The organism is Methylobacterium sp. 001424705, assembly GCF_059816145.1.
Window position 1 is genome coordinate 83,150 of the sequence record NZ_JCBANU010000024.1, and the last position, 12,214, is coordinate 95,363.

The 12,214-nt window shown below is 73.3% G+C and carries 9 protein-coding genes; 5 read left to right on the forward strand and 4 right to left on the reverse strand.

Annotated elements, in window-relative coordinates; genetic code table 11:
* Positions 1-14 precede the first annotated feature (14 nt).
* Positions 15-1,967: a cytochrome C oxidase Cbb3 gene (locus tag AC6EUL_RS17800; protein ID WP_499871670.1), complete on the reverse strand. Its 1,953-nt coding sequence runs from the start codon at positions 1,965-1,967 to the stop codon at positions 15-17.
* 198 nt (positions 1,968-2,165) lie between these two features.
* Between AC6EUL_RS17800 and AC6EUL_RS17805 the strand changes: the two genes are divergently transcribed.
* Positions 2,166-2,363 (forward strand): hypothetical protein, encoded by a 198-nt coding sequence (locus AC6EUL_RS17805; protein ID WP_056213238.1) that lies wholly within the window; start codon positions 2,166-2,168, stop codon positions 2,361-2,363.
* Between the two features lie 77 nt (positions 2,364-2,440).
* Here AC6EUL_RS17805 and AC6EUL_RS17810 read toward each other — a convergent pair whose 3' ends face one another.
* Entirely contained in the window at positions 2,441-3,424 is a 984-nt protein-coding gene (locus AC6EUL_RS17810) for a LacI family DNA-binding transcriptional regulator (protein WP_056213236.1), read from the reverse strand.
* Positions 3,425-3,592: 168 nt separating this feature from the next.
* On the opposite strand from AC6EUL_RS17810, the gene ptsP reads away from it, so the two are divergent.
* The 4 genes from ptsP (at position 3,593) to AC6EUL_RS17830 (ending at position 10,523) form a co-directional block, all read left to right on the forward strand.
* Positions 3,593-6,145, forward strand: coding sequence for a phosphoenolpyruvate--protein phosphotransferase (ptsP, locus tag AC6EUL_RS17815; protein WP_499871672.1), 2,553 nt, complete (start codon positions 3,593-3,595; stop codon positions 6,143-6,145).
* Complete coding sequence (pfkB, locus tag AC6EUL_RS17820) at positions 6,142-7,101, forward strand: 1-phosphofructokinase (protein WP_499871674.1); 960 nt, start codon at positions 6,142-6,144, stop codon at positions 7,099-7,101. Before ptsP ends, pfkB begins: the two co-directional genes overlap by 4 nt.
* Before the next feature lie 82 nt (positions 7,102-7,183).
* Complete coding sequence (locus tag AC6EUL_RS17825) at positions 7,184-8,908, forward strand: fructose-specific PTS transporter subunit EIIC (RefSeq protein WP_499871676.1); 1,725 nt, start codon at positions 7,184-7,186, stop codon at positions 8,906-8,908.
* 109 nt (positions 8,909-9,017) lie between these two features.
* Entirely contained in the window at positions 9,018-10,523 is a 1,506-nt protein-coding gene (locus AC6EUL_RS17830; protein WP_499871678.1) for a carbohydrate porin, read from the forward strand.
* A gap of 63 nt (positions 10,524-10,586) precedes the next feature.
* On the opposite strand, the gene AC6EUL_RS17835 is transcribed toward AC6EUL_RS17830, so the two are convergent.
* On the reverse strand, positions 10,587-11,834 hold the full coding sequence (locus tag AC6EUL_RS17835) for an MFS transporter (RefSeq protein ID WP_499871681.1): 1,248 nt from the start codon (positions 11,832-11,834) through the stop codon (positions 10,587-10,589).
* A gap of 190 nt (positions 11,835-12,024) precedes the next feature.
* The coding region (locus tag AC6EUL_RS17840; RefSeq protein ID WP_499871684.1) for a hypothetical protein at positions 12,025-12,214 on the reverse strand (190 nt) is incomplete at its 5' end.

Here is a 12,214-nt window from a genome sequence, read left to right on the forward strand (position 1 = left end):
GTCCGCGGCCGGGCTCATGGCACCGGCACGTCCTGCGTCAGGGCATCGATGGAGAGCAGGTAGCCCAGCAGCGCCTCCTGGTCGGCGGGGCCGAAGCCGGCCGCGGCATCGACCCAGTAGGGGTGCCCCTCGCCCGTCACACGCGCCGTGCGTGCGGTGGCGGAGGCGCGGTTGGCGGCCACGACCCGCCCGCGCAGGTCCCGGTCCACCAGGGCCCGCAGGCTGTTGCGCGGGTCCGGCGCGAGGCCGCTTTCCAGGGTGCCGGGCACGCCGAGCTGGCCGGCGGGGTCGGTCCCCACCGCCACGCCGCCATCGTGCAGGTAGGGCGCCGACCAGGCGAGGCCGACGAGGTTCGGGACCTTGTAGCCGCCCTCGGTGCCGGCATGGGCCCAGCCGAGCCGGACCTGCTTCAGGGCCTCGCCCTCCAGGGGGATCGGCACGATCCTGGGATCGGCCGGCAGGGGGAACGGCGTGTCGGTCGCGAACATCGACGGCGGTGCGAGGTGCGCCTCCATCTTGGCCCCGGCGCGGGCCCGGGTCGGCTCGGTGCCGATCTCGCCCACGGGCACGATCCGGTTGTTGGTCAGCGCCGGGCCGGCATGGCAGCCGGCACAGCCGGCCCGCGCGAACACCGCGCGGCCGGCCTCGGCCCCAGCCTTCGGGGCGGCCGGCGGACGCAGGAGGTTCTGGAAGGCCGACATGGCGTTGTTGGCGAAGTTCGCCGGCTCCCCGGCCGCGGAGGCGAACAGCCCGTTGTCGGTCATGTAGTTGGTCGCCGGAAAGCTCGGCAGGACGGCGTAGCGGTTGAGGCCGGGCGAGCCCGGCGTCGGGTCGAAGGCGGCCAGGATCGCACTCGGCCGCGTGGCTTTCGTCGGGTCGTAGCGCAGGGCCGGGTTCACCGCCCCCTGGAACAGGATGCCGAGGTAGAGGTCCGGATCGAGGTCGAACAGCCAGGGCGCGGCGGCGGCGAGCTGGGTCGTGTCGGAATTGGCCGCGTGCACGTTGTTGTTCAGGGACGACAGCCCGTGGAAGGGCCCGACCGCCTCGCGCCCGCTCCAGCTGTAGGGCTCGCCGTAGGCCGAGAAGCTCGACGGGATCGAGGTCGGGTTCGTCACCCGGTCGGCGGAGGAATCGAAGCTGCCCGGCGGCCAGCTCGCGACCTCGACCTTGGCCGCCGCCTCCAGCTTGTCCCGGTCCGGCAGCACCGCGGTCCCTCCCCCGGCGGTCGGGACCGTGCGGGACGGATCGCCCGCGACGGCCGCGAGGTCGACGCTGCCGTGCATGAAGTAGGCGGAGGCGTTGGCCGAGAGGGCGAGGAGCAGCCCGGCATTGAGGTCGGCGTTCGGCGCCCCCTCCACGACCTTGCCGGATCGGGGATCGACCGCCGCGTGGCAGAGGGCGCAGGTGATGCCGAGGCGCAGGTGGCCCCGGTCGTAGAAGGTCTTCAGACCGATGATGCCGAGGCCGCCCTTTTCGACGTCGAGGCCGGTCGAGACCAGGTCGCCCTTGCGCCACTGGCGTTCGCCGATCCGCACGTCCTGGGCGACGCGGACCTGGAGGTTGTGGGTGGCCGTCCCGCCCAGCAGCAGCACGGCGCGGGCGACCTCGTAGGGCGTCAGGGCGCCGTCGAGCATCCCCATCACGTCGGTGAGAAAGACCTCGTTCCCGAAGGTCTCGGTGTAGAAGGCCTCCCGCCCACGCGCGATGACGGCTTCGTCGATGGCGAAGGCGCCGGCCTCGGGCGACAGGGTCCGACGCCCCGCCTCGGTGGTGCGCAGGGTCGCGGCCTCCTCCCGGCCGATGCGGCGCCCGAGCACGTCGTAGGCCGTCGAGATCGGGTAGCGGTCGGGGTTCGCGAGGGACTCCCGCGACGGCGTCGGCGCGTAGCTGAAGCGGCCGAAGCCGGCGAGGCCGGCCCCGGCGGCGAGGAGGACGAGGGAGCCGACGAGAAGGGAACGGGAACGCATGCCGAGGGGGTGTCTCCGGCCTGCAGGGGCCGGCGGACAACGAGTGCCGACGGCCAAGGTTCGATGACGGATGCGCGAGGGGCCGCGCCGCGCCGATCGGGTCTGCGGGACCGCACGGGGTCCGGCCCCTCGGAACCGGCGATCCCTGCGGGCGCTTGCTCCCCCGGGCGGGCCATCCGTCCGGTCGGGAGGACAGCCATGTCGCATGACACCGAAACGCATCAAGCCCTGCTCAGCGCCCTCAAGGCCTCCCAGGGTCGGTCCGACGGCGCCTTCGAGAAGGCCGTCACGGACGCCTTCGCGCATGTCTTCGAGCATCTCGAGCGCCTGAACGCCGTAAGCGGGCCGGACGAGGACCGGCCCCTGCACCCCGGCGAGTCGCCGACCCTGCGCTGAGTCCGCCCCGCGACGGATCCGGCGCCGGGGCGAGACCGGGCCGGCGACGCCTCGGGCCCCCTGCGGCGGGCGCGGAGCTAGCCGCGCCCCGACGACCCCCGGACCACCAGCCGGCCGCTGAGGGTGACCTTGCGGACGGCCTCGCCCGGCGCCTTCAGCCGGTCGAACAGCAGGGCCATCGCCTGGGCGCCGATCTGCGCCACCGGCTGCTCGATCACCGTGAGACCGGGCTCCACCAGGTCGGTCCAGGGGTCGTTGTCGAAGCCCGCGAGGCCGAGCTGGTCCGGGACCGCGAGGGCGAGCGTGCGCGCGGCGCGCACCGCGCCCATCAGCGTCAGGCCGTTCGACAGGATCAGCGCGTCGGGCCGGTCCGGCTCGGCCAGCCAGCGGGTGAGCGTGGCCTCGGCCGCCTCCGCGGTGGGCGGCGCCACGCGGGCCAGGGGCTCGGCGCCGCGATGCCGGAGCGCCGCCTCGTAGGCGGCCTGCCGCTCCTGCGCGGTGGAACTGGTCGAGCCGAACAGCCCCCCGATCCGGCGATAGCCGCGCTCCCAGAGATGATCGACCAGGGCGCCGGTGGCCGCCGCGTTGTCGAGGACGACGCTGTCGTAGGTCCCCGCCGGGCCGGTGCGGTCGATGAAGACCACCGGCACGTCGAGGCTGTCGGCCTTGAGCGATTCCGCCGTTCCGCGCGTGGGCGCGAAGATCACGCCGGTGACGCGCTCCTCCTCCATCAGCCGGAGATACAGGCGCTCGCGCTCCGGATCCTCGTCGGTGTTGCACAGGATCACCCGCATGCCGGCGGCGTAGGCCGCGTCCTCCACCGCCCGGCTCACCGCCGTGAAGAACGGATTGCGGATATCGGCGACGATCAAGCCGATGGTCTGCGTCGATTGCGAGCGCAGGCGGCGCGCGGACAGATTCGGGCGATATCCAGTCGCCCGAACCGCTGCCTCGACCTGCTGGCGCAGGACGTCGCTGACCGGCCCTCGACCGAGAGCTCGGGAGACCGTGGCCGTCGAGACACCGGCGGCGCGCGCCACGTCACGAATACTGGCACTCATCTGGCGGAGAACGTTTTCAGCGTCATGGCGTCGTTCTGGCATCCCGTCCCACCATCGGCAAGCGGTGATACGGCATTATTGCGCCGAATCGCGTTGACACCGATTGTGAAAACGTTTTCATAGTGCCAACGAGCATTTCAACAACCGTTTTTCCGGGAGGAGCACGCCATGCTCGCGCCGACGCCGATCCTACCTCCGCGCCTGCTGATCCAGCTGGGCGCGGCCCCGGCCAGCAAGGAGGCGGCGATCCGCGCGGCGGCCCAGCTCCTCGTCGCGTCCGGCTGCATCGATGCGCCCTACGAGGCCAGCATGCTGCGGCGCGAGGGCGTGGCGAACACCTATCTGGGCCACGGTGTGGTCATCCCGCACGGCATGGTCGACGACCGTCACCACGTCCGCGCCAGCGGGCTGGCGGTCCTGCAGGTTCCGGGCGGGATCGAATGGCACGACGGCCAAGTCGCCCACCTGGTGGTCGCCATCGCGGCGCAGTCGGACACCCACATCACCATCCTGCGCCGCCTCACCCGGCTCATCCAGGACGAGGCGCGCCTCGCCGCCCTGCGCACCACCACCCGCAAGGAGGACATCGCCGCGGCCCTCACCGAGGACGCGCCCGCCCCCGGCGCGGCCGGCCCGGCCGGCGACCTCAGGCAGCGCTTCGACTGGACCGTCGACTATCCCACCGGCCTCCACGCCCGCCCGGCCGCCCACTGGGTCGAGACGGCCCGCGCCTGTCCCGCCCGGATCCAGGTACGCCACGGCGCCGAGGTGGCCGACGCCAAGAATCTGATCGCCCTGCTCCAGCTCGGCCTGCGCTGCGGCGACGGGGTGACGATCTCGGCGGAGGGCGACGACGAGGCCGGCGCCCTCGCCCGGATCTGCGCGGCGGTGACGGGCCTGAGCGCGGGGGAGAAGGCCGCCGCCAAGGCCGCGGCGGACGCCGCCGCCCGGGCGGCCGGCCCGGTGGCCGGCTGGAATCCCGCCGATGCGCCGCGGGTGCTGGCGGGCCTCGGCGCGAGCCCCGGCCTCACCATCGGCCCCATCCACGTGCTGAGCCAGACGGAGGTCACGGTCCGGGACGAGCCCGAGCCCCTGACGTCGGGCGGCGACCGCCTGCACGCCGCCCTCGCCGCCACCGAGGGCCAGCTCCGGGCGCTGGCGGATGACACCGAACGCCGCCTCGGCAAGACCGATGCGGGCATCTTCCGGGCCCAGGGCGAGCTCATCGCGGACACGGACCTGATCACCCTGGCTTGCCAGCTGATGGTGGAGGGCCACGGGGTCGCCTTCGCCTGGAACCAGGCGGTGGAGCGGATGGCCGGCCGGCTCTCGGCCCTGGGCAATCCCGTGCTGGCCGCCCGCGCGGCGGACCTGCGCGACGTCGGCCGGCGGGTGCTGGCGCAGATCGACCCGTCGCTCAAGAGCGGCCACGACCTGCCGGACGTACCCTGCATCCTCATCGCCCCCGATCTCGCCCCGTCCGACACCGCCGGGCTCGACCCCACCCGGGTCATCGGCCTCGCCACGGCCCAGGGCGGCCCGACCTCGCACACCGCGATCCTCGCCCGCACCCTCGGCATTCCCGCCCTGGTGGCGGGCGGCCCCGCCCTGCTCGCCCTGGAGAACCACACCCCCGCGATCCTCGACGGCGGCACCGGCCGGCTCTACCTCGATCCGAGCGCCGCCGACCTCGCCTCCGCCCGGGACTGGAGCGCGCGCCAGCGCGCCAAGGCCGAGGAGGAGGCCCGCGCGCGCGCCCTGCCCGCCCGCACCCGGGACGGGCACGCGGTCACCATCGGGGCCAACGTCAACAATCCCGAGCAGGTGCCCTTCGCCCTGGACCAGGGCGCGGAGGGCGTGGGCCTGATGCGAACCGAGTTCCTGTTCCTCGAGCGTGGCGACACGCCCACCGAGGACGACCAGTACGCCACCTACCGGGCGATGCTGGACGCCCTCGCCGGCCGTCCCCTCATCGTGCGCGCCCTCGACATCGGCGGCGACAAGCAGGTGGCCCACCTGCATCTGCCCCGGGAGGAGAACCCCTTCCTGGGCGTGCGCGGCGCCCGGCTGCTCCTGCGCCGGCCCGACCTGATGGAGCCGCAGTTGCGGGCCCTCTACCGGGCGGCGAGGGATGGAATTCCCGCCGATGCGGCCACCGGCAAGGGGGCCCCCCTGTCGATCATGTTCCCGATGATCACCTCGGTGCCGGAGGTGCTCGCGCTCCGGGCCCATTGCGACCGCATCCGGGCCGAACTCGACGCGCCGGAACTGCCGCTCGGCATCATGATCGAGGTGCCGGCCGCCGCGATCCAGGCCGACGCCCTGGCCCGGCACTGCGATTTCTTCTCGATCGGCACCAACGACCTGACGCAGTACGCCCTGGCCATCGACCGCCAGAACACCGAACTCGCGCCGGAGGCCGATTCCCTGCATCCGGCGGTGCTGCGCCTGATCCACCTGACCTGCGAGGGCGCCGCCCGGCACAAGCGTTGGGTCGGCGTCTGCGGCGGCATCGCCGGCGATCCGTTCGGCGCCTGCCTGCTCGCCGGCCTCGGGGTTGACGAATTGTCGATGACCCCGCGCGACGTGGCCTCCGTGAAGGCGCGCCTGCGGGCGAGCGAGATGGGCGCGCTGCGGGCCCTGGCCGCCCGGGCCTGCGCCCAGGAGGACGCGGCCGCAGTCCGGGCCCTGGCCGTCCTCCTCGACGGAGAGCCCGCATGACCCGCGTGGTCACCCTCACCCTCAACCCGGCCCTCGACCGGACCGTGATCCTCGACGTCCTCCGGCCCGGCCACGTCCACCGGGCGCGCAGCACCCGGTCGGATGCGGGCGGCAAGGGCGTCAACGTCGCCGCCTGCCTCGCCGACTGGGGCGTGCCGGTGGCCGCCGCCGGCCTGCTCGGCCAGGACAATGCCGGGCCGTTCGAGGCCCTGCTCGCGGCCAAGGGCATCGCGGATCGCTTCGTCCGGATCCCGGGCGAGACCCGGACCAACCTGAAGCTGGTCGACGGCACCGGCGGCGACACCACCGACATCAACCTGCCGGGCCTCGCCGTCGAGGCCGGCAGCCTCGCCGCCGTCCGGGCGATGCTGCGCGAGGCCGTGGAGCCCGGCACCCTGGTGATGCTGGCCGGCAGCCTGCCGGGCGGCGTGGCCCCGACGATCTACGCGGAGATCGCCGCCGAGCTGCGGCCGCTGGGCGCCCGCCTCGTCCTCGACGCCTCCGGCCCCGCCCTGGCGGCGGCCCTGGCCGCCCCGGCCGCGGCCCTGCCCTTCGCGGTCAAGCCCAACCGACACGAGCTCGAGGAGTGGGCCGGGCGGTCCCTGCCGGATCTGGCCGGGGTGGCGGCGGCGGCCCAGGGCCTGGTGGCCCGCGGCATCCCCCTGGTGGTGGTCTCGCTCGGTGCCGAGGGGGCGCTGTTCGCCAGCGCCGACGGCACGGACCTGGCCCATCCGCCCGCGACCCGGGTGACCAGCACGGTGGGGGCGGGCGACGCCCTCGTGGCCGGCCTCGTGGCGGGCCTGCAGGCGGGCCTGGACCGGACCGCCACCGCCCGGCTCGCCCTGGCCTTCGCGGCCGGCAAGCTCGGGCTAGCGGGCGCCAACCTGCCCGCCCGCGACACGGTCCTGGCCCTCGCCGCGGCGGTACGGGTGGAGCCCCTCACGGCCTCGGCCTGAGGCACGGACCTTCGACGCAGCACGACGACGCACCGGCGGGCCGGGACGCGCCGCAAGGTGAGGAAACCATGGGGAGGAAGCCATGACGCAGGTGCTCGCAGTGGTGGGCGGTGGGGATCTCGGCCTGCACGCGGTGCTGGCCGGCGAGGCCCTGCGCGAGGCGGCGGGCCGGCGCAACCAGCCCCTGGACCTGGAACTGCGCGGCAAGGGCGTGCCCGGCACCGCCCTGAGCGCCGGCGCCATCGCCCGGGCCGACGCGGTGCTGCTGGTGGGCGAGGGCGACCTCGACGAGGGGCGCTTCGGGGCCATGCGCCGGGCCCGGATCCGCATCGAGGACGTGCTCACCGACGCCCACGCGGTGCTCGACCGGTTCCTCGGGGGGGCGGGCGAGGCGGCCGCGGCGACGGACGGGGCGCCGAGCGGACGCCGGCGGATCGTCGCCATCACCTCCTGCCCCACCGGCATCGCCCATACCTTCATGGCGGCCGAGGGCATCCAGGCGGCGGCCGAGGCCCTCGGCTACGCCGTCCGGGTCGAGACGCAGGGGTCGGTGGGCGCCCGCGACGCCCTGACCGCCGAGGAGATCGCGGCGGCCGACCTCGTGCTGATCGCCGCCGATACCGGGGTCGACCGGACGCGCTTCGCCGGCAAGCGGCTCTACGCCACCAACACCAAGGCGGCGATCCGCGACGGCAAGGGCTTGCTGGCCACGGCCTTCGCCGAGGCGCAGCGCCAGCCCGACGCGGGGACCACCGCGGCGGACGGGTCGGCCCGTCAGGCGGCGGAGGAGAAGAAAGCGGGCGCCTACAAGCACCTGATGACCGGCGTCTCGTTCATGCTGCCCTTCGTGGTGGCGGGCGGCCTGCTCATCGCCCTGGCCTTCGCCGTCGGCGGCATCGACGCGATGAAGCCCGACCACGCCGGCACCCTGGGCTTCGCCCTGGGGGAGATCGGCGCCAAGGCGGCCTTCGCGCTGATCGTTCCGGTGCTGGCCGGCTACATCGCCTTCTCCATCGCCGACCGGCCCGGCATCGCGCCGGGGATGATCGGCGGCATGCTCGCCGCCAACCTGCAGGCCGGCTTCCTCGGCGGCATCGCGGCGGGCTTCATCGCCGGCACCACCACCGCCTTCCTCAATCGGCACATCCGCCTGCACCGGAACCTGGAGGGCCTGAAGCCGGTCCTGATCCTGCCGCTGCTGGCCAGCGCCGTCACCGGCCTGCTCATGGTCTACGTCGTCGGCGTGCCCGTGGCGGCGATCCTGGCGGCGCTCACGGACTGGCTGCGCAGCATGGAGGGGGCGAGCGCCGTCGTGCTCGGTCTGGTGCTCGGCGGCATGATGGCGGTGGATATGGGCGGCCCGGTCAACAAGGCCGCCTATGCCTCCGCCGCCGCGCTGATCGCATCGGGCATCACCGCGCCCATGGCCGCCGTGATGATCGGCGGGATGACGCCCCCCCTGGGGATCGCGCTCGCCACCCGCCTGTTCCCCGGACGCTTCTCGCAGGCCGAGCGCGAGGCCGGCGGCGCGGCCGCGGTGCTCGGCGCGGCCTTCATCACCGAGGGGGCGATTCCCTTCGCGGCGGCCGATCCCCTGCGGGTGATCCCCGCGATGGTGGCGGGCTCGGCGCTGGCCGGCGCCGTGGCGCTCAGCCTCGGGGTCGAACTGAAGGTGCCCCATGGCGGCCTCTTCGTCCTGCCGATCCCCAACGCGGTGACCAACGTCCCCGGCGCCCTGATCGCCCTGGTGGTCGGCACCTTCGTCACCGGGCTGCTCGTCGGCCTGCTCAAGACGCGCGCCGCCTGAGCCCGGCCGTCCCCCCTCCGTGGGGGAGGAACCCGCGCCGGGGCTGCGAACGATCGGACTACGACCACCCAACCCGGCACCAAGACCGGCCACGCGAACACCACGGACCATGAGGGGACGACAGATGGGCACGGGATTGAAGACGGCTGCCATCGGCCTGGGACTGGTAACGCTGACGCTCGGACCGCAGGCACAGGCGCAGGATGCGGCCGCCGCCGGGTTCGGCGTTCCCGACACGGCTCAGCGCCCGGCGCTGCGCTCTCCGGGCCGATTGCCGCCCCGTCCCGACGGCCAGGACATCACCGGAGCGCAGAGCGCGGCCGGGGCGGCGGACACCCTGGGCCAGAGCGCGACGCCCGCCACCCTGCCCACCGGCGTGTTCGATCTCGGCCACGGCCTCACCCTCAGCGCCAACTACACCGGCCAGGCCGCCGCCAACCCCATCGGCGGCATCCGCCAGGGCCGCGCCTATGCCGGGCAGCTGTTCTTCGGCATCGATGCCGACCTCGACCGCATCGCCGGCCTCGCCGGAGGCGCCCTCCACGTCGCCGTCACCAACCGCCACGGCGACAACCTCGCGGGCGACTTCATCGGCAACAACACCTCCGTCCAGGAGATCTACGGCGGCGGCCAGACCACCCGCCTCACCCTGCTCAGCTACGAGCAGAAGCTCTTCGACGACCGCCTCGTGGTCGAGTTCGGCCGCCTCGTGGCCAACATCGCCTTCCTCAACTCGCCGCTCTACTGCAACTTCCAGTCCAATTCCGCCTGCGGAAACCCGACCTTCGTCTTCAAGACCTCGAACTTCACCTTCTGGCCCGTCTCCAGCTGGGGGGCCCACGCCAAGGCCTGGCTCACCGACCGCATCTTCGTCCATGCCGGCGTCTACGAGGTCAATCCCCGCCACCAGCAGCCCGGCGACAACGGCCTCGACCTCTCCACCCGCGGCGCCACCGGCGCGGTCCTGCCCTTCGAGCTCGGCTACTCCACCACCTTCGCCAACGACCCCCTGCCCCGCAACTACGGCATCGGCGGATGGTACGACGCCTCCGACTACGCCGACCCCGTGCGCGACATCACCGGCCAGCGCGCCGTCCTCACCGGCCTGGCCCCCGCCACCCGCTTCGGACGCTCGGGCGTCTATGCGCGCTTCGACCAGATGGTCTGGCGCCCCGATCCCGGCGCCGTCCAGGGCCTGACCCTGTTCGGCGTGGCCATGGCGGGCACCTCCGGGCGCCTCGTCGAGGACTACTTCCTCGAGATCGGCGCCCTCCAGACCGGCACCTTCGCGGGCCGGCCCTTCGACACCCTGGGCTTCGTCGTCAACACCCAGCGCTTCTCGCCCCTGGCCCTGTCCAACATCGCCGCCGTCCAGGGCACCCTCGGCCTCGACCGCGCCCTGCCCCGCCAGCAGATCATGATGGAGCTCAACTACGGCATCCAGGTCACCCCCGCCGTCCGCCTCACCCCCAACCTCCAGTACATCATCAACCCCGACCAGACCCGCTTCCCCGCCTACCCAAAGAACATCCCCGATGCCCTCGTCGTCGGCGCCAAGCTCTCCGTCGACCTCTTCACCCTCGCGGGCCTCGCCACAGGACCCGGGGCGTACTGACGCGGCGGCTCCGGGGATCGGGTCCCGTGGGCCTGCGCATCGCCTGCGGCGGCCGGAACCTTCTCAGGCCCGCTCCGCCGAAGGCTCCGGCATGCGCGTGAGGAGGAGCGCCGAACCGATGCCGATGGCCGCCGAGACGAGGAACGCCGCCGTGAAGCCGCTCCAATCGACGATGCTCCCGGCCAGCACGTTCGAGAAGGCGATGGCGACGCCCTGGACCGTGGCGATCACCCCCGAGGCGAGGTTGTAGCGGGCCTTGTCCTCCATGAGGTCGGCGATCACCAGGGGCTTGATGGCGCTGTAGAGGCCGGTACTGACGCCCTCCAGGCCCTGCACCGCGAAGAGCCAGATCGCGTCGTCCGACAGGGTGTAGAGCAGCGCGCGCACCGGCAGCATCGCGAAGGCGAACAGGAGGATCGGTTTCCGGCCCCAGCCGTCGGCGAAGCGCCCGACCAGGATGGCCATGGGCAGCATCACCGCCTGCGCCGCCACGATGGTCGTCGAGGTGATGGCGGCCGACCAGGTCTCGTGGGCCAGGGAGATCTTCTGCGCGACCAGGGAAGCCATCGGCCCGTTGGCGAGCTGGAACAGGAAGATCGCGGCGGCGAAGACGAGGAGCGGGCGATTGCCGAGGAGCACCTTGAAGGCGGCCCCCGAGCGCGGCTTCGGCTTCACCCCCTCGGCGAGCTCCCGCCCGACGATGTCCCGGGGAATTGACAGGACCGCCGCGGCGGCCGCGAACGACAGGGCCGGCACGAGGAAGAACACCGCCCGGTCGGGAAAGCCGTAACCGACCAGCGCGATCAGGACGGCGATGACGACGTTGCCGGCCCGGTACCAGGCGCTGTTGCGGCCCATCCGGCGCGACAGGCGCGCCTTCGGGAAGATGCCGAGGGTGAGGCCCGCGATGGTCGGGGTGAAGCTGCTGCCCGCCGCGGTCAGGACCGTGAAGGCGAGGAGCACCGGCCAGAATTGCGGCCAGAGCGCAATGACCACCGCCCCGGCGGAGGCCGCCATCAGAGCGGCCACGATGGCCCAGCGCTTGTCGCGCGCGCGGTCGATGACGGCCCCGAGGGGGGCCTGCAGGCCGACGCCGACGAGCCCCGCCAGGGTCGTCACGAGGCCGACCGTGGTCGCGCTCCATTCGCGGTGCACCAGCAGGAAGACGTTGAGATAGGGCCGCAGCCCGCCATTCACGTCGACCAGGGTGAGGTTGAGCAGGTCGAACTTGCGCGGATGCAGGTCCTTCGCGGTGCCCGCCTCGTCTTGTCCCTCATCTTGGCCGCCGTCTTGTTCCGCCCTGTGCGCCATCGCTCTGTGTTGCCCGTTCCGGTCCCGCTGTGACCGGATGTGACGTCCCGGCGGTCGTTGTGTTCCCGGGCGGGCGGCATCGGGAGAGCGACGAGGGGGTCGGGCATGGTCGCCCCCAGGCGCGCATGGCGCGACCCGCCACGGCGGAGGCCGGGCGGGTCGGTGTGAGATCTTGTCGGTCGGGAACGGCTCAGAGGTTGAGGAAGGTCTGGGCCGAGCCGACGAGGGTGAAGACGAGTCCGCCGGCGAAGGCGGCGATCATGGCGTAGGAGAAGCCTTTCAGCAGCATGGGGGTCTCCTCGAGGTGTCCGGTCGGGTTGGGGTGTGCGATCAGCAGCGGTTTCCGCCCGAGGTCTGGCCGTACTGCTGGGTGGGGAAGT

Coding starts and splice junctions, on each gene's coding strand:
- AC6EUL_RS17810 (WP_056213236.1), bottom strand. CDS start 3,424: ATGAGTGCCAGTATTCGTGACGTGGCGCGCGCCGCCGGTGTCTCGACG.
- pfkB (WP_499871674.1), top strand. CDS start 6,142: ATGACCCGCGTGGTCACCCTCACCCTCAACCCGGCCCTCGACCGGACC.
- AC6EUL_RS17835 (WP_499871681.1), bottom strand. CDS start 11,834: ATGGCGCACAGGGCGGAACAAGACGGCGGCCAAGATGAGGGACAAGAC.
- ptsP (WP_499871672.1), top strand. CDS start 3,593: ATGCTCGCGCCGACGCCGATCCTACCTCCGCGCCTGCTGATCCAGCTG.
- AC6EUL_RS17805 (WP_056213238.1), top strand. CDS start 2,166: ATGTCGCATGACACCGAAACGCATCAAGCCCTGCTCAGCGCCCTCAAG.
- AC6EUL_RS17825 (WP_499871676.1), top strand. CDS start 7,184: ATGACGCAGGTGCTCGCAGTGGTGGGCGGTGGGGATCTCGGCCTGCAC.
- AC6EUL_RS17830 (WP_499871678.1), top strand. CDS start 9,018: ATGAGGGGACGACAGATGGGCACGGGATTGAAGACGGCTGCCATCGGC.
- AC6EUL_RS17800 (WP_499871670.1), bottom strand. CDS start 1,967: ATGCGTTCCCGTTCCCTTCTCGTCGGCTCCCTCGTCCTCCTCGCCGCC.